The organism is Limosilactobacillus avistercoris, from assembly GCF_014836425.1.
GTDB classification, from domain to species: domain Bacteria; phylum Bacillota; class Bacilli; order Lactobacillales; family Lactobacillaceae; genus Limosilactobacillus; species Limosilactobacillus agrestimuris.
The window spans coordinates 23133-44770 of the sequence record NZ_JACSQW010000001.1 but is presented as its reverse complement, the minus strand read 5'-3'; the positions used below and the strand labels follow the sequence as shown (position 1 = coordinate 44770).

The window sequence follows — 21638 nt, the reverse complement described above, 5'->3', positions numbered from 1 at the left end:
GTTGTTCCTCCTTTTATCTTTGAATGTGAGCCAGAGCTAATTCTCGTATGTCTCTACGCTTCAAGCTGTTCACATTACAAGTCAAGATTTTCTACAAATTTAGCGTTCTTCTCGATAAATTCTCGACGTGGAGTAACCTTGTTCCCCATAAGCATTGGGAAGATTTCTTCTGCTGCCTTAGCATCATCAAGATTTACCCGTAACAAATGCCGCTTTTCAGGAGCCATTGTTGTTTCCCAAAGCTGTTCGGCATCCATTTCACCAAGCCCCTTGTACCGTTGAATAACAGGCTTAGGACTTGGTTGCAGAGAGTTAACAACCCTATCGAGTTCTTCATCTGATTCAATGTATTTTACAAATTTTCCTTGCCGAACCTGATATAGAGGTGGCTGGGCAATGTAAACATAACCATGAGTAATCATTGGCTTCATGAAACGATAGAAGAGGGTCAATAATAGTGTCCGAATGTGAGCCCCATCGACATCCGCATCGGTCATGATGATTAATTTATGGTAATTAGCCTTGGTAATATCAAAGTCTTCACCAAAGCCAGTTCCCAAGGCAGTAAATAGTGAACGAATTTCATCGTTGGCTAGGATCCGGTCAAGGGTGGCCTTTTCAACGTTTAAAATCTTCCCCCGAATTGGCAGAATTGCTTGTGTCAGCCGTGAACGTCCTTGCTTTGCAGAACCACCGGCTGAGTCCCCTTCGACAATGAATAGTTCAGAAATATCGGGATCTTTACTGGTATTATCAGCCAACTTTCCTGGCAAATTACTAATTTCCAGGCCACTCTTCTTCCGCGTAACTTCACGTGCTCGCTTAGCAGCTACCCGTGCCTTAGAAGCCAATTGTCCCTTTTCGATAATCTGCCGTGCTTCATCAGGGTGTTCAAGTAAGAACCTGTTAAAAGCTGCAGCAAATACGTGATCAGTCGCAGTCCGTGCATCAGAGTTCCCAAGCTTAGTCTTGGTCTGTCCTTCAAATTGTGGATCAGGGTGCTTAATCGAAACAACAGCGGTTACCCCTTCACGCACATCATCCCCTGAAAGGGTCTCATTACTCTTCAAAGCTCCTGACTTGTGCCCATAGTCATTTATTACCCGGGTTAAGGCCATCTTAAATCCAGTTTCGTGAGTCCCACCTTCATAGGTATGGATGTTATTTGTAAAAGTTAATAGATCGCTTCTGTAGGAATCCGTATATTGAAGAGAAACTTCTACCGTAATCCCATTTTCTTTTCCTTCAACATAGATTGGTGGTTCAAATAGGGTCTTCTTCCCCTCATTCAAGAAGTCAACATAGTGGCGAATTCCACCCTCATAATGAAATTCTTGCTTTTCTGGATTCTCATCCCGCTTATCTTCAATCGTGATCTTTAGTCCCTTATTTAGGAATGCCAATTCACGAAGACGGTTAGTTAACGTTTTGATGTTATACGTAGTCGTTTCACGGAAAATTTCCGGATCTGGCTTAAAGTGAACCGTTGTCCCATGAACATCTTCTGGAACATTATCGTCGATCACTTTCATTGAAGTCTTAACATGACCGTGATCAAAGTCCATGTAGTAACGTTTACCTTGACGGGCAACTTTAACATCAAGTTCCGTAGAAAGGGCGTTTACAACGGATGCACCAACACCGTGTAGCCCACCAGAAACCTTGTATCCGCCGCCACCGAACTTACCACCGGCATGGAGAACAGTAAATACAGTTTCAAGGGCTGGCTTACCAGTCTCTTTTTGTGTATCAACTGGGATCCCCCGACCATTATCAGTAACTGAAATACTATTATCTGGTTCAACAACCACGTTAATTTCATCACAGAAACCAGCTAAAGCTTCATCAATCCCGTTATCAACGATTTCCCAAACTAGATGGTGGAGTCCTTGAGCCGAGGTCGAACCAATATACATCCCCGGCCGCTTACGTACCGCATCAAGTCCCTTAAGAACTTGAATTTGACTGGCATCATACTCGCTCGCTAACTCAGCTTTTCTTTCTTTTTGCTCGTCGCTCACTGTGTTTCCCCCTTGCTCAAAGTACCATGTTCAATTTCAAAGATTTTCGGTTGATGAATTAACTGTCGAGCAACATCATTAAGACTTGTTGTCGTCAGGAAGGTTTGCACCTTATCCTGAAAGGCAGTCAATAAGTGTGTCTGACGAATTGTATCTAATTCAGATAAGACATCATCAAGAAGCAGTAACGGATATTCCCCAGTCTGTTCTTTCATCAGATCAATTTCTGCTAATTTAACAGACAATGCCGTTGTTCGCTGCTGCCCCTGCGAACCAAACGACTGTACATTCTTCCCGTTGACCATAAAATGAATATCATCGCGTTGTGGCCCATACATTGTTGTCCCCTTATCAATCTCCCACTCTACATTGGACTGATAAAGGCTAAGCAATTCTTGATAAGCCTGTTCAACAGTCGCTTTTTCGTTTAGTTTCAATTGAGTAACGTAATCTAGCCTTAATTCTTCAGCATTTAGCGAAATCTTTTTATGAAGCTGTGAAGCCCATTTTTCCAAATGCTTCAGGAATTGGTAACGGGCAATAATAACCTCTGCGCCATAAGCAGCTAGTTGATCTGAAAGCACCCCAAGTAAAACCTTGTCATGCTGTTGACCATATTTTAACTGCTTTAAATACTTATTTCTCTGACGTAATAGGGTTCGATATTGACCGGCATTATAGAGATACTTACTACTCATCTGACTAAATTCCATATCCATAAAATGGCGCCGCAGTGCTGGTGCCCCCTTAACGAGGGATAAGTCCTCCGGCGCAAATAGAATGGCATTTAGTTGGCCAACATATGTTGATAGACGAGCTTGTTCAAGATGATTGACCTTGGCCCGCTTTCCCTTAGAAGTAAATTCCAGTTCTAACGGTACTCGGCCACTTATTTTTTGAACAATCCCGCTAATTGTTGCAGATTTATGCTGCCAATTAATTAGTTCCCGGTTGTTATTAGTCCGGTGACTTCGCGTTAATGACAAAGCATAAATTGCTTCTAACATGTTCGTTTTTCCTTGGGCATTATGACCAATTAGGACGTTAACTCCCGGTGCAAAATGAACTGTTAAATCCTCATAATTACGAAAATTATGTAAGTGCAATTCTGAAAGAATCATGTAATTTCCTACTTACTCTTAATCATAATTGGCTCATGTTCAGGGATGATAACAACATCTTCTGGATACAACTTCCGGCCCCGACGATCCTCAAGCTCATCATTAATCCGGACATCATGTTCCTTTAAAAACCACTTGGCCGCACCACCGGTCGGGATGATTCCTTCTTCCTTAAGCAATTGTCCCAAGGTAATGAAAGGCCGATCAATTTTTATGGTCTTTGTTTCCACACTTAATCACCTACTTTTCACAAATACTATTATACCACATTCTAAGATATAAAACGCGTTGATAGCCTTTTTTGGGCTTCTTAGAGGTAATTAGTCTTTTTTGTCAAAATTAAGTTAAAAACGCTTAATTTGCTTAAAAACCGATTTCAGCAAATTTTTAAAAATAAAAAGGGAGTGAGACAGGGAGCTGTGAATTAACCTTCTCGAGAGCCTGGTTACGACGCAAAGCTAGTCTCTAGGAACCCCCGCAAACACACAAAGGGGCTCTAGTATTCGAAAAATCCGAACGCTAGAGCCCCTTTGTGTACTGCGCTGCAGTCTTCTATGTAGGGGACATTGCATCCCCCTTACATACTATTAAAAAGTTCGAACTGGTGTAATCAAGTGAACAAAGTTTTCTGTATCTTCCGTTGGTACCAATGTGAATGGCCGAAGTGGTGAAGTAAACGAAACCTTAACGGTTGATTGTCCAAATGACCGTAATGCATCCTTCATGTAGTTTGGATTGAAGGAAATTTCCAAATCATTTCCTTCTACCGAAGAAGTAGCCACATTTTCTTCTACCATCCCAATATCTGGTGAATCCCCACTAATCCGAACAAGGTTTTCCCCAGGTTTGATTGTTAGTTTAACAACGTCATTACGACTCTCATGAGAAAGTAATGAGGCCCGATCAATTGATGATAAGAATGCTCCTGCATCTAACTCAATTGTTGTATCAGCACTATCAGGAATTAATTGACTTGTTTCAGGATAATTTCCTTCTAGCAATCTGGAATAAAAATGTGTGTTCCCGAAAATAAATAGTACTTGATTATCAGTGACCTGCATTTTTACGTCATCTTTGACATCACTAATCATCCCTGAAAGTTCATCTAGGCTTTTCCCTGGAATAATAACATCATAATTAACGTCGCCAATCCCTTCTAAGTTCACTTTCCGTTGTGCTAGTCGGTGACTATCAGTGGCAACGGCAGTTAATAATCCATCACGTAACGTTACGTGGATCCCAGCGAGGATTGGGCGACTTTCCTGTTTTGAAACAGCGATAACAGTTTGGCGAATAACTTCCTTGAGAATGTCATTGGCAAGTACAACTGGATTATCTGCTTCAACCTCTGGTAAGTGAGGGAAGTTTTCGGCATCTTGTCCATTAATTTGGAATTTGGCATTCCCAGACGTAATATCAGCTTGGAATCCGCTAGTAACTTCAATAGTTACATGCTTATCTGGCAGTTTTTTAACAATTTCACTAAAGAACCGGGCTGGTAAAACAATTGACCCAGGTTCATCAATTTTTAATTCATAGTTTTCATCATTAGCTGACATTACGCTTTCAATAGTAATATCAGAGTTGCTACCTGTTAACGTGATGCTATCATTAGCAACTACCATTTTTAATCCAGTTAAAATTGGAATAGTAGTCTTAGATGAAATAGCACGAAGAACATTATTTAATTGACTAATAAATGCTGAACGGTTGATGGTAAATTTCATTCTGTATACCCCTTTTGGTAGTTTATATATATTTATATTAATATTTTAAATAATAGTCGAAGTAGTAGATACTGTTAATATTGTGGATAACTTAGATCGATTAAGATAAATCAACTTATTCACTTGTGGACAACTTGTGGATAAGTTTGCGGATAACTTTAGACTTTTCCACAGCTATGATTTTAGTTTGGCCTTTAACGTATTTAGTTGATTTTGTAAATTACTATCAGTTTGTAGCTCTTCTTCAATTTTATCGATTGCGTGAAGAACTGTAGTGTGATCCTTACCACCGAATTCCTTACCAATTTTTGGTAAAGAAAAATCAGTTAATTCGCGGGAAAGGTACATTGCGATTTGACGCGGAACAACGATTTGCTTAACCCGCTTTTTTCCAATAATGTCGCTTTGGGTAATATTGTAGAAATCAGCAACATTTTTCTGAATCTCCGCGATGGTAATTGTGGTTTTAGTATTGCTTTGTAGACCGCGAAGTGCTTGGGACGCAAGGTGCGGAGTAATTGGCTCTTTACTTAGGTTAGAGAATGCTTGAACCTTCGTTAATGCTCCTTCAAGTTCCCGAATATTAGTATCAATTTGGCCCGCAATATAGTTTAAAGTATCATTTCCAATATTAATATGGTCTTCTTCGACCTTACTTCGTAAAATAGCAATTCGGGTTTCTAGATCAGGCGGTGTAATTTCAACCGTTAACCCCCATCTGAACCGTGAAACAAGACGATCCTGAAGTTCAGGAATTTCGTTTGGAATTCGGTCGGAAGTCATAACGATTTGCTTCTTATTATCGTGAAGAGCGTTAAAAGTATTAAAGAATTCTAGTTGGGTACCTTCCTTATTAGCAAGAAATTGAATATCGTCAATTAACAATAAGTCAAGGTTGCGGTATTCCTCCCGAAACTTTTCTGTAGAATTACTTTGAATAGAATGGATAAAGTCATTTGTAAATTCTTCACTAGTTACATATTTAACCTTTGCTGCAGGATTAAGTTGCAACATATGGTTACCAATTGCTTCCATTAGGTGGGTTTTCCCCAAACCAACACCACCATAAATGAAAAGTGGGTTATAAAGGCCACCTGGACTTTCAGCAACGGCAAAGGCTGCAGCATGAGCCATCTTATTTCCTTCACCAACAACGAACGTTTTGAAGTTGTAATGTGGATTAAGTGGCGTATCCATTTCAAAATTGGATGATTCAGCTGGTCGATCATTTTGATAAGGATCGAATTCTCCCTCAAGGACAAAATGCGGCTCAATGTCTTGATTGGTAACCGCTTGAGCGTACTTTTTAAGTTCGTCCTTTAAATTTTTTTCCCAGAAGTCACGATGTACTTTTGTGGGTACTTCAACTTCTAACTGGTTTTGAGAAAGAGAGAGTGGTTTTGCCGGAGCAATTAGTGTGTCAAAGGTAACTTGACTTTTACTTTGACGAAATGAATTTTGGATCGCTTCCCATAGAGAATCGAGCTCAGTCAAAATAGTTCCCCTCCTAAGCTTATTAAATTACAAACGACATTTTATCATTATGAAAAAAAGTTTTCCACAGGTAAGTAAGTATAAGTGGATAATTCAAAAAAATTTACACAACACTGTGTGTAAATCAAAAACCAGGATGGGGAAAAGGGGGATAAAATAGAAAAATAAAAAATTTCCACTATGCTTGTGGATAACTAAATACTGATATATTAGCGTTTATAAGAGTTATGAACAGTTTTTAACAGGGCTGTGGATAACTTTGATAACAAGTTGTGAATTGTTGAAAAGTCCTGTGAAATCACGGTTGATAACTTATCCACAGGAAAGAGAAATACACAACATTGTGGATTGTTTTAGCCATTCTGTGGATAAATAAAAAATTCTAAAAAAATTTCACGTTTAATATTTTGAAAAAGTATGGTATACTTCCAGAGTATGTTTGAAGAGATCGTCTTTTTAGACTATAAAAACCAAACCATTCAGATTGAATAGGAGGTGCAATCGTATGAAGCGCACGTTTCAACCAAAGAAGCGTCACCGTGCACGTGTCCATGGCTTCCGTAAGCGTATGAGCACCAGTAACGGCCGTAAGGTATTAGCACGTCGGCGTCAAAAGGGCAGAAAAGTATTATCTGCATAATTACGGCCACTTTTATAGTGGCTTTTTTTATTGTTAGGGCAGGGCAGTCAGCTTGACGAGCTATCGTTTCGTTGAAGTTGCGATGTCCGGCCCTTTTTATATTTATTAAGGCTGGAGATTTATATTATTATGAGAAAATCATACCGGGTAAAAAAGGAAAGTGAGTTTCAAAGAGTCTTTGAAACTCATAATTCCGTCGCCAACCATAAATTTGTCATTTACCAGATGGCAAAACCAGGTCAAAAGCATTTTCGGGTCGGTATTTCTGTAGGAAAGAAGATTGGAAATGCCGTTCACCGAAACTGGGTTAAACGCCGTATTCGGCAAACTCTCCTTGAAGTAAAGCCTTATCTACGGCAAGACGTGGATTTCTTAGTAATTGCTCGTCCAGCTGCGGATGGCCTGGAAATGGCGGAAACAAAAAAGAATCTTGTGCATGTTCTTAAACGGGCACATTTACTAGAAGAAAAAAGTGAGGATCGTTAATCAATGAAAAAGACAAAGCGGGTCCTAAGCCTTGCTGCGATAGGAAGTCTAACGCTCTTCCTGGCAGCCTGTTCAAATAAACCAGTTACGAGCCACAGTACTGGTTTATGGGATCACTACATAGTTTATAATTTCTCGCAGTTCATCATTTGGCTATCAAACAATTGTGGTGGCTATGGTATGGGGATTATTATCTTCACGATTATTATCCGTGTCCTTTTGTTGCCATTGATGTTCTACCAGACAAAGTCAATGTTAAAGACTCAGGAGTTAGCTCCTAAGCTAAAGGCAATTCAAAAGAAATACTCATCACGGGATCGCGAATCCATGGTGAAGATGCAGGAAGAAACCAGCAAGCTTTACAAGGAAGCGGGGGTTAATCCTTGGGCTTCAATGTTGCCATTGATTATTCAGTTGCCAATTATGTGGGCACTTTACCAGGCAATTTGGCGAACCCCACAATTACGGCATGGGACATTCTTGTGGCTTCAATTAGGACATACTGATCCTTACTATATTTTGCCAGTTCTGGCAGCCCTCTTTACTTTCTTGAGTTCATGGCTTTCAATGGCTTCAATGCCTGAACGAAATGCGATGACTTCTGCAATGACATGGTTTATGCCGATCATGGTATTTTTCATGGCATTAGGATTCTCCTCAGCAATTACCCTGTATTGGGTAGTTTCCAATGCATTCCAGGTAGTTCAAACACTCTTATTACAAAATCCATTTAAGATTCGTCGTGAACGGGAAGCTAAGCAAAAACAAGCGAAGGCAAGAAAGCGGAAACTTGAAAAAGCTAAACGGCGGGCATATAGTAGCCGGAGAAAATAATTTAAAAATAAAAGATCAGGGAAAACTGTTTGTTTTTCCTGATCTTTTATTTTTTAAAATTAGTTTGATAGCCAAAATAAATTTAGGGAGCTACTTCAAAAGAAAGGCAATCAAATTAATAAATGATCAATGTTGATATATCAACGATTAAAGACTATGTAGATGCATTGAGAATTGGGGAATTATTAAGTAGACACTAACTGATAATTTAAATTTAGTTTGACAATCAAAATAAATCTAAATATAATTTGAACATCGAATATTTTGATATTCGAAATACTTTCTTTAAGGAGGGTAACTGCTTTGGCTATAATGACCGCTCAGGAAATTATGGATTTGATTCCTAACCGGTACCCAATTTGCTATATCGACTATGTTGATGAATTGGATCCTGGAAAAGAGATTACGGCAACTAAAAATGTCACGATCAACGAATCATTTTTCCAGGGACACTTCCCTGGTAACCCAGTAATGCCTGGAGTATTGATTATTGAAACGTTGGCACAGGCTGCTTCAATCTTAATTCTTAAGTCTCCTGAGTTTTATAAAAAAACAGCTTATCTTGGAGCAATTCATAAAGGAAAATTCCGTCAGGTAGTTCGTCCTGGTGACGTTCTTAAATTGCACATCACCATCACTAAGAAGCGCAGTCGAATGGGAATTGTCGATGCGGTCGCAACGGTAGATGGGAAAAAAGCATGTAGTGCAGAATTGGTATTTATTGTTGCTGATCGAGATGAAAAAATTTAAAGGTAAGTTTCGACTATAATGTATTTTGATGAGTAAAATTAATTATTTTTAGCAACTACAACAATAAGGAGTCAATGCATTATGGCTGATGAATACCAAAAAATTAATGAGTCTTTAATTAGAATTTATAACGGAATTTTATGGATTGAAGAAAAAAAGTTACGAGAAAGTACTTTTAATGATTTAACAATTAAGGAAATGCATGCAATTGATGCGATTTCAATGTATGACCATCAAACTAGTTCTCAAGTAGCTAAGAAACTTCACCTTTCACCAGGAACAATGACCGCAACGGCTAACCGTTTGATTGCAAAGGGGTATGCTGAACGGTTCCATGATGAAGAGGATCGCCGAATAATCAGGTTAGGATTAACCCACAAAGGACGGGTCCTTTATCGTGCACACCGGGCCTTCCACAACATGATGGTAAAAAGTTTCCTAAAAGATATGGATGAAAATGAGCAAAAAGTAATTCATAAGGCTCTCCGGAATCTGGAGGACTTTGTGGAGGATCATTCTTAGTGAGTAGGGGAAAGAGAAGTAATGGATAATTGGAAAATTGTATCAACCGCAGGTTACGTACCGCCATTAGTAAAAACTAATGATCAGTTAAGTGAACTGATGGATACAAGCGATGAATGGATCAAAACGCGGACGGGAATTTCTGAACGACACATAAGTCTGAAGGAAAATACTTCAGACCTAGCCGTTAAGGTTGGGCAAAAGTTGCTTAAGCAAACTAACTGGGAACCAGAATCGGTTGACCTAGTTATTGTAGCAACGATGTCTCCCGATTCGTATACTCCTTCAACGGCTGCAATTGTCCAAGGAAAATTAGGAATGACCAAAGCGTTGGCATTTGACGTTTCGGCTGCTTGTTCGGGTTTTATTTACGCGTTAACTGTTGCTAATGGATTATTAGCTAGTACTAATAAGTCACGGGCAGTTGTAATCGGGAGTGAAGTTCTTTCGAAAATTATTGACTGGAATGACCGCAGAACGGCGGTACTCTTTGGTGACGGTGCTGGTGGAGTAGCAATTGAAAAAAGCTCCGAACATCATTTGATGGGGATGGATTTAGCAACATTTGGCAATTTAGGTGACAAATTAGTTGCTGGTCAGACAACAGTTGGCGGGAGTTTTCCTAAGCCAGTTACTTCATTAGCCCCATTTCAAATGAATGGTCGAGAGGTATATCGATTTGCAACTCATGAAGTGCCGCGATCTATTCAAGCAGCCATGGATAGTGCTCAAGTTACAGCAGATCAAGTGGATTTATTTTTACTCCACCAGGCAAATGCCAGAATAATCGCACAAGTAGCTAAGCGGTTGAACCAACCAATAACTAAGTTCCCGATCAATATCGATCGGTATGGAAATACATCTGCAGCTAGCGAGCCAATTTTACTGGATGAATGTGTTCGTAATGGGCAGGTTCATCGGGGATCGTTAGTTGTACTAGCCGGCTTTGGTGGTGGCCTCACTACTGGGGCAATGGTAATTAAATATTAGTAAATAGAAAGAGGAAAAGAAAAATGACTAAAGAAGAAATTTTTAACACTGTTAAGGACATTACCGCTGACGAATTGGACGTTTCTGCAGAAAAGATTACTTTGGAAACTCACATTCAAAACGACTTAAACGCTGATAGTTTAGATGTCTTTGAAATCATGAATGAATTAGAAGATAAGTTTGATATTGAATTAGATGACGACGATGCCAAGGTTGAAACTATTGGTGACGTTGTAGATTACGTTGCGAAGAAGTTACCTGCTGATAAGTAATAATGAAGCTCGGAATTCTTTTTAGTGGTCAGGGATCACAGAAGCCAGGAATGGGGCTTGATTTTTTAACTGACGACTTGTTTAAGCAGACAATTCAAGCAGCAAGCGAAGCAACGGAACTAGATATTATTCGGATACTAAAGAGTGAACAGGGAGAACTGGATGAAACCAAGAATGTTCAACCAGCATTAGTTGCTGTTAGTTGTGGAATCTATAGAATGCTCCAACGTGATTTACCAAAATTACCGGTTGCGGGAATGATTGGTTTATCGCTTGGCGAGTATGCCGCTTTAATTAGCGCTGGAGCATTGGCGCTTAAACCAGGATTGAGTTTATTAGCCGATCGTGGACGGTATATGCAAGCTGATGCTGATGCCGTAGCAAGTAGTTTGGCCGCGTTAATTAATCCTGATTTGGATAGTGTTAACCGGGTATTAAAGGACCATCCTAAAGTGACGGTCGCAAATTATAATTCACCACGACAACTAGTAATCGGTGGCCCAGAAAAAGAGGTACAGCTAGTTGCGGAGTTATTGAAACAACAGGAAGCTGCTAAGCGAGTAGTTGTATTAAACGTTAGTGGGGCCTTTCATACTGCATTGTTTAATCCAGCACGACAAAAAATGCATCAGCGGTTAAAGGACGTGGTATTCACTGAGCCAGAAGTTCCGGTAATTAGTAATACCACTATTCAGCCTTTTGCTGCTGATAACATTGCGGAAATCCTTGAACTCCAATTAGCACAGCCAACCCATTTTGGGGAGGATCTCCAGAAATTAGTTGAATATGAACAAATTAATGGAGTGCTTGAGATCGGACCAGGAAAGACTCTCAGTCGGTTTGCTCGTCAGGTAAACAGAAGTTTGAACTGTGAACATATTTCCTCAATTGAGGACTACCAAGCATTTATAAAGGAGCATCAGGAATGGAGTTAAAAGATAAGGTCGTTTTAATTACCGGAAGTACCCGCGGAATTGGGAATGCTACTGCATTAGCCTTTTTAAGAGCAGGGAGTAAGGTGATTCTTCATGGTCGCCATTCATTGAGCGCAGAAGAAGGGGAAAAATTAAAGTATTTTCAGGATAATTACACTTTTATCACTGCGGATCTGGCTAACCCTGATGATGTTCAGCAACTAGCTGATTCTGCTTGGCAGGCTTATGGTCATATAGACGTTGTTGTGAATAATGCTGGGATGAACAAGGATAAATTACTAGTTGCAATGAAGCAGAGTGATTTTGATGATGTTATTAACGTCAATTTAAGAGGAACTTTCCTACTAACGAAGGCGATCTTGAAGAAGATGTATAAGCAAAAGAGCGGCTGCTTTGTAAACATTACAAGTGTAGTTGGAATTCACGGGAACGTCGGTCAGGCTAATTATGCTGCCAGCAAGGCGGGGATAATTGGTTTGACAAAGACCGTTGCTCAAGAAGGAGCGTTACGTGGTATCCGGAGTAATGCTGTTGCTCCGGGAATGATTGCCAGTTACATGACGGCTGCTCTATCAGAACGTAATCAAAAAAGAATAGTTGACCAAATTCCGCTAAAACGACTAGGGAAACCAGAAGAAGTTGCCCAAGCGGTACTTTTTTTGGCCCAAAATGACTATATGACGGGACAAACCATCGTAATTGACGGCGGAATGACCATTTAGGAGTGGATAAAATGACAAGGGTAGTAGTTACTGGAATGGGTGCAATTGCGCCAAATGGTAACGGATTAGATGAATTTGTTAACAATAGCTTAGCGGGAAAAGTTGGGATTAAACCAATTACTAAGTTTGATGCAAGTGAAACTGGAATTACTGTTGCTGGTGAAGTTGATGACTTTGATCCAAAGGCAGTTGTTGGTAAAAAAGCTGCTCGCCGGATGGATTTATATTCTCAATATGCGATCCAGACAGCAGTTGAAGCAATTGAGCAAGCTGGAATCACTGAAGAAAATACGGATCCAGAAGGTTTGGGAGTTATTTACGGTTCAGGAATTGGTGGATTAACCACAATTCAAGAACAAGTAATTAAGATGCATGATAAGGGACCACGGCGGGTTTCACCAATGTTTGTTCCAATGGCAATCTCAAACATGGCTGCCGGAAACATCGCAATTCGTTTTAACGCCCAAAACATTTGTACATCAATCACAACTGCTTGTGCTACCGGTACGAATTCAATCGGTGAAGCTTACCGTCAAGTGAAGGAAGGCCGGGCTCAGGTAATGATTGCCGGTGGTGCAGAAGCATCCGTTAACGAAATCGGAATTGCGGGCTTTGCGTCCTTAAATGCACTTTCGACAAGTGAGGATCCAGAGAAGGCTTCGTTGCCATTTGATAGGGACCGGAATGGTTTTGTCCTTGGTGAAGGTGCCGGAACGCTTGTCCTCGAAAGTTTGGAACACGCTAAGAAGCGGAATGCCAAGATTCTTGGTGAAGTTGTCGGTTACGGTGCCACTTGTGATGCCTACCATATAACCGCTCCTGATCCGGAAGGTAAAGGCGCAACACGGGCAATGCAAAACGCAATTGATGAAGCTGGGATTCAAGCCAGTGACGTTGATTATATTAATGCTCACGGAACCGCAACCCATGCCAATGACAGTGGTGAGTCCCTAGCAATTAATAAGGTCTTCGGTGAGGATAGTCAGGTTCGTGTTAGTTCTATTAAGGGGATGACTGGTCACCTCCTAGGAGCTGCCGGAGCGATTGAAGCAGTTGTTACTATCGCTGCTCTAGAAAAAGGAAAACTACCACAAAATGTTGGGTGCTTTAACCAGGATCCAGAGTGTAGCGTTAACTTAGTGACTGCTGATAACCAAGACGATGCTGATGCAGAATACGCATTAAGCAACTCCTTTGGCTTTGGTGGTCATAATGCAGTATTAGCTTTCCGAAAGTGGGTGGATGATTAAGTGGATGTCGATAATGTTCAAAAAGTTATGACAGAGTTTGAAAAGTCATCTGTCCGGGAATTGAAGATCGAGGACGGTAGCTTTCATCTCTATCTGAGTAAAAATGATCGACCAGCTTCTCAAGAGCCAGTAACTAATACTCCTGAGGTGGCTGATCAACCAGTAAAGCACTCCTCTAAAAATGAACCACGGGGAGCCCAAATTAAAGCTCCCCTCGTAGGAACGGTTTACCTTCAATCAAAACCAGATCAACCACCATATGTTAAGGTGGGAATCCACGTTAACAAGGGTGACGTTGTTTGTGTGATTGAAGCAATGAAAATGATGACAGAAGTAAAAAGTGAAGTTGCTGGAACGGTTTCTGCCATTAACGTTGATAATGGTGAGCTGGTGGAATATCAGCAACCACTTTTTGAAATTAAAGAAGGAGAGTAGCAATGGCTAAAGTTGATTTAGACGTCACGGCAATCCAGAAGATCCTTCCTCACCGCTACCCAATGTTATTAATTGATCACGTTGATGAGTTAGTTCCTGGTGAAATGGCGGTTGCACGTCGTAATGTGACAATTAATGAGGAAGTCTTTAACGGACATTTTCCTAATAATCCTGTATTACCAGGAGCACTAATTGTTGAATCCCTAGCGCAGACTGGAGCGGTAGCATTGTTATCGTCTCCTAAATTTAAGGGAAAGACAGCTTACTTTGGCGGTATCAAGACCGCTGAGTTTCGTAAAGTCGTTCGTCCCGGAGATGTAATGCGGTTAGAAGTTCACCTAACTAAGATCCACCGCAACATCGGTGAAGGGAAGGCAGAAGCAACAGTTAATGGTCAACGAACTTGTTCAGCAGAATTAACATTTTTTATTGGATAAGGTGAGTGGTGAAATGTTTTCGAAAGTTTTAGTAGCAAATCGAGGCGAAATTGCTGTTCGGATTATTCGTTCCCTTCATGAGTTGGGAATAAAGTCAGTTGCCGTTTATTCTGCGGCTGACCGGGAAAGTCTCCACGTTCAATTAGCTGACGAAGCAGTTTGTGTCGGTGGAGCACGGCCTCAGGAATCATACCTAAATATGAAGAATATTTTAGCTGCTGCTATTGGTACGGGCGCCCAGGCAATTCACCCTGGATTTGGTTTTCTTTCGGAAAATAGTAAGTTTGCTGAAATGTGTCAGGCCTGTGGGATTACCTTTATTGGTCCGGATGCAAAGATTATTGATTTGATGGGGAACAAGGAACACGCTCGGCAGCAAATGAAGCGGCTTGGTGTTCCGGTGATTCCAGGAAGTGATGACTATATTCAGGACGTAAATGAGGCAAAACGGGTGGCAGCGAAAATTGGTTACCCGGTATTAATCAAGGCTGCCGCTGGTGGTGGCGGTAAGGGAATTCGACGAATTAATGATGAAGCAGCGATGACTGATTCATTTAATGAAGCCCAAAGTGAAGCCAAATTAGCCTTTGGTGACGATCACATGTATATCGAAAAGATCATGGAGAACGTCAAGCACATTGAAGTCCAGGTGTTTCGTGATCAAGCAGGTCATGCTGTTTACTTCCCGGAAAGAGACTGTTCACTTCAAATTAATAAGCAGAAGGTCCTAGAGGAAAGTCCGTGTCAGTTAGTAACTGAACAGGAACGAAAGCAACTAGGCCAGATTGCCTTAAGGGCTATTAACGGGATCGATTACCTAAATACAGGAACAATCGAATTCTTAATGGATCAGGATCACCATTTCTACTTCATGGAAATGAATACGCGGATTCAAGTCGAACATACCGTAACGGAAATGGTAACCGGGATCGACCTTGTAAAAGCACAGTTAAAAGTGGCTGCTGGTGAGGATTTACCATTTGACCAGTCAGATATCCAAATTAACGGTGCGGCAATTGAATGTCGAATAAATGCAGAGGATCCTAATAATAACTTCATGCCATCTACCGGGAATATTAAGTACTTATATCTACCGGTTGGTAACCTGGGAATGAGAATTGATACAGATCTTTACCAGGGGGCAAAGGTGACACCATTTTACGATTCAATGGTTGCTAAAGTGATTGCCCTTGGCCATGACCGAGCAGAAGCAATCGAGAAGATTAAACGGCTACTTAACGAGATGGTTATTGAGGGAATAAAGACTAACCAAGAAATTCAATTGGCAATTCTTCAGGATCCTACTTTTATTAAAGGTGATTTTACAACTAGTTACTTAGAAAAAGTATTTTTAAAGCGGTGGAAGGAGAACCATAGTCGCAATGAACTTGTACGATCATAACAACACTCTTACAGCCCATCATATTAAAGCCGATCGAGAAGCCGACGCTAAAGTACCGGATAATTTATGGACAAAATGCCCAAAATGTGAAACGACGGTTCTTACTGATGATTTAGATCAGTACCAGACATGTCCAAATTGCTTTTACGGTTTTCGAATAAGTGCTCGGCAACGTCTAAATTGGTTGGTTGATCAATTCACTGAATTTGATACTGATTTGCAGACAACGGATCTCCTTAATTTTCCGGGATATGATCAAAAACTTGCGAAGGCCCAACAACGAACGAAATTGAATGATTCCGTGTTAACGGGAACCGCCATGATTGGTCAGGAAAAATTTGGGTTAGGGATTATGGACCCAACATTTATTATAGGATCGCTCGGAACCGTAACTGGTGAAAAGATTACGCGGTTGTTTGAGCGGTCAACTGAGCAAGAATTGCCGGTAGTATTATTCACTGCTTCAGGTGGTGCCCGGATGCAAGAAGGAATTATGTCATTAATGCAGATGGCAAAAGTTAGTGCAGCGGTTAAGCGTCATTCACAGGCAGGCCTTTTGTACGTTGTCGTATTAACCGATCCAACTACCGGTGGGGTAACAGCAAGTTTTGCAATGCAGGGTGACATTACCCTTGCCGAGCCACATGCTTTAGTCGGCTTTGCAGGACGACGAGTTATTGAACAAATGATGCACCAAAAGATTCCTCGTGATTTGCAGGATGCAGAAACATTACTTAGTCATGGCTTCATTGATCGAATTGTTCGTCGTCAAGATGAAAAACAAACTCTGCAATGGCTATTAAAATATGGAGGGTGATAACTTGGCTAAGTCAGCAGGTCAAATTGTTGCAGCATCACGAGCTGAGCAAAAAATAACTGGTGAGCAAATTGTTCATTCGCTGTTAAGTGATTTTATGGAATTGCATGCCGGTGGAATTGGTAGCGATAACCCAGCTGTTATTGGTGGAATTGGTCTTTTTCATGGGCAACCAGTAACGGTGATCGCAATTGATAAGGGTGACACGATAGAAGATAAGGTAAACAAGCACTTTGGTTGCCCTACACCAGCTGGTTACCGAAAATCGTTGCACCTGATGAAACAGGCTGCAAAGTTTCACCGACCGGTCCTTTGCTTTGTTAATACTCCTGGGGCATATCCAGGACAAGAAGCAGAAGAAACAGGTCAGGGAGCAGCAATTGCCCAAAATATTTTAGAAATGAGTCAGCTACCAATACCAATCATTACCGTAATTTTTGGTGAAGGAGGCAGTGGGGGTGCCCTAGCCCTCGCCAGTGGTGATCAAGTCTGGATGCTAGAAAATAGTACATATTCTATTTTGTCACCAGAAGGATTTGCTTCAATTTTGTGGAAAGACAGTAGTCGGGCAGATGAAGCAGCTCAAATTATGCAATTGACCCCTCATGATTTGCAACAAAAACATATTATTGACGGCATTCTCGAAGAACCAAACGATCATCGGCAGGTTGTCCAGAATATTGATCGAGTTCTCCAACAGCAGCTTAGTCAACTGCAAAAAATGCCGGTAGAAGACTTATTAAAACAGCGGTATGAACGGTACCGCAAATTTTAGTGGAGGTTTGATGAGAGTGTCAGGAATTTTAGCAGATAAGAAGATTATTGTAATGGGAGTAGCTAATAAACGTTCAATTGCTTGGGGATGTGCGCAAGAAATGGAACGTCAAGGAGCTACCATTATCTATACATATCAAAATGATCGGATGAAGCGCAGCCTTCAACGGTTAGTAAGCGATGATGCTCAACTATTTGAATGTGACGTTGCAAATGATGAGAGCATCGAGAAGGCCTTTACCAGCATTAAAGAAGCTGTTGGCTCCGTAGATGGAATCGTTCATGCGATTGCCTACGCAAAAAAAGAAGAATTAGGCGGTTCAATCCTTGATGTTAGCAGGGATGGCTATGCACTTGCCCAAAATATTTCAGCATACTCATTAATTGCCGTGGCAAAGTATGCTCAAAGCCTAGAACTCCTTAACGATCCAAGTAGCATTGTCACCTTGACTTACTTTGGCTCTGAACGGGCAATTCCTAACTATAACGTGATGGGGATTGCTAAGGCAGCCTTAGAGGCAAGTGTTCGCTACTTGGCACGTGATATGGGTGATGCTAATGTTAGGGTTAATGCTATTTCTGCTGGGGCTGTGAAGACGCTAGCAGTTACGGGAATTAATGGTCACGCGGATCTATTAAAGATGTCTCAAGAACGGACCGTTGATGGTCAAAGTGTAAGTTTGAAAGAAATTGGTGGAACTTGCGCATTCTTAATGAGTGACCTATCAACTGGGGTTATCGGTGACGTGATTTATGTTGATAAAGGTGTGCATTTAATTTAATGAAGCAAGTAATGAAAAATGACTTATCTGAAGAGAAGATAAGTCATTTTTGTTCTAATTTTTCTGGAAAAATAGTTGTGAAATCGCGAGTCACATCAACCCAGGATTATGCTAAGCAGGTTTTGGAAAAAGGTTCGTTAGAGAAAGAATTGTTGGTAGTCGCTAACCAACAAAGTACGGGCTACGGGAAACTAGGTCGGGCATTTTATTCACCAGCCAATGCAGGAATTTATATGACGATTGTTTTACCCCATAAGACGCCACGAGAAATTCAACAGAGTGGCTTATTTACTACCGGTGTTGGTGTGGCCGTCCTAAATGCACTCCAAGAATTTTACCCAGCCCTTCCGTTTCAATTAAAGTGGGTAAATGATATCTATCTTTTTGGAAGGAAAATTGGGGGGATCCTTTGCGAATCGGTATATCAAATGCAGGAACATTCTTATTGTTACGTTACCGGGATCGGTCTTAATATTAACGTAAAACAATTTCCTTCTTCGTTAAAAAATATTGCAGAGACGATTACGGATCGAGGGGTAGACAGGAATAAGCTGACTGCAGAGATTGTAAAGCAGCTAATTGAGGTAAATGCAAATTACCAATCCGGCAAGTTCTTAGCTCAATATCGTCAGCATAATTACCTTGACCAACAAATGGTTAAAGTGATGCGGGAAAAAACTGAAATCGTTGGCCGGGTGTGTGGCATTGATAGTCAGGCAAGACTGGTGATTGAAGATAAACATGGTAAGAAAATGGCGCTTACTAGTGGTGAGGTTACAAAAGTCTACTGTGACTAAGTAAAGAACTCGTTTGGCGTAAACCATGGTTCCGTTGTAAAATAGCCTAGTTAAGTAATTAGGATGGAGATGAAAATTAATGGGACGTTATACAGGAGAAACTGTTGAACAAGCAGTTGCCTCTGCTAGTAAGAAACTTGGGGTAGCAAAAGAACAATTAAAAATTACAATTGTTCAGTCAGCACGTCATGGGTTCTTGGGAATCGGCCGCCGGGACGCAATAATTGAAGTGTCAGTTAAAGAAGCTCCCCAAAAGGCAAAGAAGCATGAACAAAGTCAGAAATCCCATAACAAAAAACGGCAAAGTAAGCGTCAACGGGATCCAAAACCTCGTCATGAACCGGTGAAGGAAAACGAGATTGACCCAGCTGAGATGAAGCGACGTCACGAACAAAATGTTAAACGGGTAAAGAAAGTAAGCCAGGATCTTGCTGAGTACCTGAAAGACGTGTTTAAAAACTTGGGGATTGAAGTTAATCCAGTTATTGAGGATGTTCGTTCTCATGAGGTAAAGATTGACTTACAAAGTGAGCAGTCTGGGCGGATTATCGGTCATCATGGGCGGCGAATTAATGCGATGGAGCAAATCAGCAATGCCTTTATGAATTACCACGGTGCAGAAAAGACGATGGTAGTCTTAGATACGGCAAACTACCGTCAACGTCGTGAAGAATCCTTACGGCAATTAGCAGAACGGTCTGTAATGGATGTCGTTTCTACTGGACAAGCTGTTTTCCTTGACCCAATGCCAGCTCGTGAACGGAAACAACTCCACCAGGAACTCCAGGATAATCCTCACGTTAAAACCTATTCCCATGGTCGTGAGCCATACCGGAGTGTTGTGATTGCACCTAAAAATTAGGGCTCATAAGAACAACCGGGTTTAATAGTTGACATTTTAGGATGATGAAACTAAAATAATTGCGGTTATAAAATTTAGAATACTTGTTAAAGTAGTGAAAGTGCTTTGACCATGTGATTGCTAAGCGATTGGCGGATGACGTGGAGGGCGCTTTTTTTATTAGAAAGGAGTCTGGACGGTGGCAAACACTGATAATGATACAATTGCAGCGATTTCGACCCCAGTTGGTGAAGGGGGAATTTCGATCATCCGGATCAGTGGGGATGACGCAATTCCAGTAGCGCAAAAAATTTATCGGGGAAAAGATCTCGCCAAAGTTCACACAAACACGATCAACTATGGTCATGTGATTGACCCTGATAATAATGAAGAAGTTGATGAAGTGATGGTTTCGGTAATGCGTGCACCACATACTTATACGTGTGAAGATGTTGTGGAAATCAACTGTCATGGTGGACTACTCGCAACTAACCGGATCCTCCAACTGGTACTAAGCTATGGTGCCCGAATGGCAGAACCAGGTGAATTTACCAAACGGGCCTTCTTAAATGGGCGTCTTGACCTATCTCAATCTGAAGCTGTAATGGACTTAATCCGGGCAAAGACAGATAAGTCTATGAAGGTCGCCTTAAACCAGCTTGACGGGAACTTATCCCACTTAATCCGTAAGCTTCGGAAGGATATCTTGGATGTCTTGGCCCAAGTAGAGGTTAATATTGATTATCCAGAATATGATGCGGTTGAAGAAATGACGACCAAGATGCTTAAGGAAAAGGCTACTGAAATTCGCCAACGGATTGAAGCACTATTAAAGACCGCAAAGCAGGGGAAAGTCCTCAGGGAAGGCTTAGCAACTGCCATTATTGGTCGGCCAAACGTCGGAAAATCCAGTTTGCTTAATTCCTTATTACATGAAGATAAAGCGATCGTTACTAACGTGGCTGGGACAACCCGGGACGTGATTGAAGAGTACGTTAACGTTAATGGGGTACCACTGAAGTTGATCGATACTGCGGGAATTCACGATACAAAAGATCAGGTTGAAAAAATTGGGGTTGAACGGAGTCGGAAGGCCTTGGATGCTGCTGACCTTATCTTATTGTTAATTGATAATTCAGAAGAATTAACTGCCGAAGATCGGGAACTCCTTGAAGCAACTAAGGATAAACAACGAATCGTGATTTTAAACAAGACTGATTTACCAAATAAGGTCGATCGGGATGAATTAAAGAAACTAGTGGGAGACGACAAGTTGATCGAAACTTCAATCGTAAAGAATGAGGGGATGAATCAGCTTGGTGAAACCATTAGTAAGATGTTCTTTGAAGAAGGAATTGAAAATAACCAGAATAGCGTAATGGTAACGAATGCGCGTCATATTGGGCTGCTCCACCAAGCAGATGATGCTTTAGGTGATGTCCTTAAGGGAATTGCTGCGGGGATGCCAGTTGACCTCGTGCAAATTGATATGACCCGTTGTTGGGATCTCTTAGGTGAAATTACCGGTGATAGTTATCAAGATGAATTGTTAGATCAACTCTTTAGTCAATTCTGTCTAGGAAAATAGG

24 protein-coding genes are annotated in these 21638 nt (G+C 41.0%); 19 read left to right on the top strand and 5 right to left on the bottom strand.

All coding sequences use genetic code 11. The annotated features are described in order from the left end of the window. Window positions 1-74: 74 nt before the first annotated feature. The 5 genes from gyrB to dnaA all read right to left on the bottom strand — a co-directional run bounded on the left by gyrB (window position 75) and on the right by dnaA (window position 6363). Window positions 75-2021, bottom strand: a complete 1947-nt coding sequence (gyrB, locus tag H9564_RS00235) for a DNA topoisomerase (ATP-hydrolyzing) subunit B (protein ID WP_191683587.1) — start codon at window positions 2019-2021, stop codon at window positions 75-77. Then, entirely contained in the window at window positions 2018-3142 is a 1125-nt protein-coding gene (recF, locus tag H9564_RS00230) for a DNA replication/repair protein RecF (RefSeq protein ID WP_191683586.1), read from the bottom strand. The genes gyrB and recF overlap by 4 nt, the downstream gene beginning before the upstream one ends. Before the next feature lie 8 nt (window positions 3143-3150). Continuing rightward, on the bottom strand, window positions 3151-3372 hold the full coding sequence (gene yaaA / locus H9564_RS00225; protein WP_182580465.1) for a S4 domain-containing protein YaaA: 222 nt from the start codon (window positions 3370-3372) through the stop codon (window positions 3151-3153). Window positions 3373-3729: 357 nt separating this feature from the next. Then, window positions 3730-4869, bottom strand: coding sequence for a DNA polymerase III subunit beta (gene dnaN / locus H9564_RS00220; RefSeq protein ID WP_191683585.1), 1140 nt, complete (start codon window positions 4867-4869; stop codon window positions 3730-3732). Between the two features lie 174 nt (window positions 4870-5043). Continuing rightward, a complete protein-coding gene (gene dnaA, locus H9564_RS00215; RefSeq protein WP_191683584.1) occupies window positions 5044-6363 on the bottom strand; it encodes a chromosomal replication initiator protein DnaA in 1320 nt (439 codons plus the stop codon). A 505-nt stretch (window positions 6364-6868) separates the two neighbouring features. Between dnaA and rpmH the strand changes: the two genes are divergently transcribed. The 19 genes from rpmH (at window position 6869) to mnmE (ending at window position 21637) form a co-directional block, all read left to right on the top strand. Further along, window positions 6869-7003, top strand: a complete 135-nt coding sequence (rpmH, locus tag H9564_RS00210; RefSeq protein ID WP_003665227.1) for a 50S ribosomal protein L34 — start codon at window positions 6869-6871, stop codon at window positions 7001-7003. A gap of 129 nt (window positions 7004-7132) precedes the next feature. Then, window positions 7133-7489 carry a ribonuclease P protein component gene (gene rnpA / locus H9564_RS00205; protein WP_191683583.1) on the top strand — a complete coding sequence of 119 codons (357 nt, stop codon included), beginning with the start codon at window positions 7133-7135 and terminating at the stop codon, window positions 7487-7489. A 3-nt stretch (window positions 7490-7492) separates the two neighbouring features. Beyond that, a complete protein-coding gene (locus H9564_RS00200; protein ID WP_191683582.1) occupies window positions 7493-8323 on the top strand; it encodes a YidC/Oxa1 family membrane protein insertase in 831 nt (276 codons plus the stop codon). A gap of 303 nt (window positions 8324-8626) precedes the next feature. Beyond that, window positions 8627-9073, top strand: a complete 447-nt coding sequence (gene fabZ, locus H9564_RS00195; protein ID WP_040530605.1) for a 3-hydroxyacyl-ACP dehydratase FabZ — start codon at window positions 8627-8629, stop codon at window positions 9071-9073. 81 nt (window positions 9074-9154) lie between these two features. Next, entirely contained in the window at window positions 9155-9595 is a 441-nt protein-coding gene (locus H9564_RS00190; protein WP_003716314.1) for a MarR family winged helix-turn-helix transcriptional regulator, read from the top strand. 21 nt (window positions 9596-9616) lie between these two features. Further along, window positions 9617-10585 carry a beta-ketoacyl-ACP synthase III gene (locus H9564_RS00185; protein ID WP_191683581.1) on the top strand — a complete coding sequence of 323 codons (969 nt, stop codon included), beginning with the start codon at window positions 9617-9619 and terminating at the stop codon, window positions 10583-10585. 23 nt (window positions 10586-10608) lie between these two features. Beyond that, window positions 10609-10857, top strand: coding sequence for an acyl carrier protein (acpP, locus tag H9564_RS00180; RefSeq protein WP_003716316.1), 249 nt, complete (start codon window positions 10609-10611; stop codon window positions 10855-10857). Window positions 10858-10859: 2 nt separating this feature from the next. Further along, a complete protein-coding gene (locus H9564_RS00175) occupies window positions 10860-11792 on the top strand; it encodes an ACP S-malonyltransferase (protein WP_191683580.1) in 933 nt (310 codons plus the stop codon). Beyond that, a complete protein-coding gene (fabG, locus tag H9564_RS00170; protein WP_191683579.1) occupies window positions 11783-12514 on the top strand; it encodes a 3-oxoacyl-ACP reductase FabG in 732 nt (243 codons plus the stop codon). The genes H9564_RS00175 and fabG overlap by 10 nt, the downstream gene beginning before the upstream one ends. A gap of 11 nt (window positions 12515-12525) precedes the next feature. Next, on the top strand, window positions 12526-13764 hold the full coding sequence (gene fabF, locus H9564_RS00165; protein WP_191683578.1) for a beta-ketoacyl-ACP synthase II: 1239 nt from the start codon (window positions 12526-12528) through the stop codon (window positions 13762-13764). Next, entirely contained in the window at window positions 13765-14199 is a 435-nt protein-coding gene (gene accB, locus H9564_RS00160; protein ID WP_191683577.1) for an acetyl-CoA carboxylase biotin carboxyl carrier protein, read from the top strand. Window positions 14200-14201: 2 nt separating this feature from the next. Then, window positions 14202-14636 carry a 3-hydroxyacyl-ACP dehydratase FabZ gene (gene fabZ, locus H9564_RS00155; RefSeq protein WP_191683576.1) on the top strand — a complete coding sequence of 145 codons (435 nt, stop codon included), beginning with the start codon at window positions 14202-14204 and terminating at the stop codon, window positions 14634-14636. Window positions 14637-14649: 13 nt separating this feature from the next. Beyond that, complete coding sequence (gene accC / locus H9564_RS00150; protein WP_040530608.1) at window positions 14650-16038, top strand: acetyl-CoA carboxylase biotin carboxylase subunit; 1389 nt, start codon at window positions 14650-14652, stop codon at window positions 16036-16038. Beyond that, window positions 16019-16855: an acetyl-CoA carboxylase, carboxyltransferase subunit beta gene (gene accD, locus H9564_RS00145; RefSeq protein WP_191683575.1), complete on the top strand. Its 837-nt coding sequence runs from the start codon at window positions 16019-16021 to the stop codon at window positions 16853-16855. Before accC ends, accD begins: the two co-directional genes overlap by 20 nt. Next, the gene (accA, locus tag H9564_RS00140; RefSeq protein ID WP_191683574.1) at window positions 16845-17630 is read left to right on the top strand and encodes an acetyl-CoA carboxylase carboxyltransferase subunit alpha; all 786 of its coding nucleotides are present in this window, start codon (window positions 16845-16847) and stop codon (window positions 17628-17630) included. The genes accD and accA overlap by 11 nt, the downstream gene beginning before the upstream one ends. 10 nt (window positions 17631-17640) lie before the next feature. Beyond that, window positions 17641-18411, top strand: coding sequence for an enoyl-ACP reductase FabI (fabI, locus tag H9564_RS00135; RefSeq protein WP_225209483.1), 771 nt, complete (start codon window positions 17641-17643; stop codon window positions 18409-18411). A gap of 77 nt (window positions 18412-18488) precedes the next feature. Further along, window positions 18489-19208 carry a biotin--[acetyl-CoA-carboxylase] ligase gene (locus H9564_RS00130; RefSeq protein WP_162256087.1) on the top strand — a complete coding sequence of 240 codons (720 nt, stop codon included), beginning with the start codon at window positions 18489-18491 and terminating at the stop codon, window positions 19206-19208. 79 nt (window positions 19209-19287) lie between these two features. Further along, the gene (gene jag, locus H9564_RS00125) at window positions 19288-20070 is read left to right on the top strand and encodes an RNA-binding cell elongation regulator Jag/EloR (protein WP_191683572.1); all 783 of its coding nucleotides are present in this window, start codon (window positions 19288-19290) and stop codon (window positions 20068-20070) included. A 178-nt stretch (window positions 20071-20248) separates the two neighbouring features. Beyond that, window positions 20249-21637 (top strand): tRNA uridine-5-carboxymethylaminomethyl(34) synthesis GTPase MnmE, encoded by a 1389-nt coding sequence (gene mnmE, locus H9564_RS00120; protein WP_003716329.1) that lies wholly within the window; start codon window positions 20249-20251, stop codon window positions 21635-21637. Window position 21638: the final 1 nt, after the last annotated feature.

Bases quoted from the DNA above. Each gene is read 5' to 3' on its own strand.
- recF (WP_191683586.1), bottom strand. From the start codon at position 3,142: ATGATTCTTTCAGAATTGCACTTACATAATTTTCGTAATTATGAGGAT.
- dnaN (WP_191683585.1), bottom strand. From the start codon at position 4,869: ATGAAATTTACCATCAACCGTTCAGCATTTATTAGTCAATTAAATAAT.
- rpmH (WP_003665227.1), top strand. From the start codon at position 6,869: ATGAAGCGCACGTTTCAACCAAAGAAGCGTCACCGTGCACGTGTCCAT.
- rnpA (WP_191683583.1), top strand. From the start codon at position 7,133: ATGAGAAAATCATACCGGGTAAAAAAGGAAAGTGAGTTTCAAAGAGTC.
- H9564_RS00200 (WP_191683582.1), top strand. From the start codon at position 7,493: ATGAAAAAGACAAAGCGGGTCCTAAGCCTTGCTGCGATAGGAAGTCTA.
- H9564_RS00190 (WP_003716314.1), top strand. From the start codon at position 9,155: ATGGCTGATGAATACCAAAAAATTAATGAGTCTTTAATTAGAATTTAT.
- H9564_RS00185 (WP_191683581.1), top strand. From the start codon at position 9,617: ATGGATAATTGGAAAATTGTATCAACCGCAGGTTACGTACCGCCATTA.
- acpP (WP_003716316.1), top strand. From the start codon at position 10,609: ATGACTAAAGAAGAAATTTTTAACACTGTTAAGGACATTACCGCTGAC.
- H9564_RS00175 (WP_191683580.1), top strand. From the start codon at position 10,860: ATGAAGCTCGGAATTCTTTTTAGTGGTCAGGGATCACAGAAGCCAGGA.
- fabG (WP_191683579.1), top strand. From the start codon at position 11,783: ATGGAGTTAAAAGATAAGGTCGTTTTAATTACCGGAAGTACCCGCGGA.
- fabF (WP_191683578.1), top strand. From the start codon at position 12,526: ATGACAAGGGTAGTAGTTACTGGAATGGGTGCAATTGCGCCAAATGGT.
- fabZ (WP_191683576.1), top strand. From the start codon at position 14,202: ATGGCTAAAGTTGATTTAGACGTCACGGCAATCCAGAAGATCCTTCCT.
- accC (WP_040530608.1), top strand. From the start codon at position 14,650: ATGTTTTCGAAAGTTTTAGTAGCAAATCGAGGCGAAATTGCTGTTCGG.
- accD (WP_191683575.1), top strand. From the start codon at position 16,019: ATGAACTTGTACGATCATAACAACACTCTTACAGCCCATCATATTAAA.
- accA (WP_191683574.1), top strand. From the start codon at position 16,845: ATGGAGGGTGATAACTTGGCTAAGTCAGCAGGTCAAATTGTTGCAGCA.
- fabI (WP_225209483.1), top strand. From the start codon at position 17,641: ATGAGAGTGTCAGGAATTTTAGCAGATAAGAAGATTATTGTAATGGGA.
- jag (WP_191683572.1), top strand. From the start codon at position 19,288: ATGGGACGTTATACAGGAGAAACTGTTGAACAAGCAGTTGCCTCTGCT.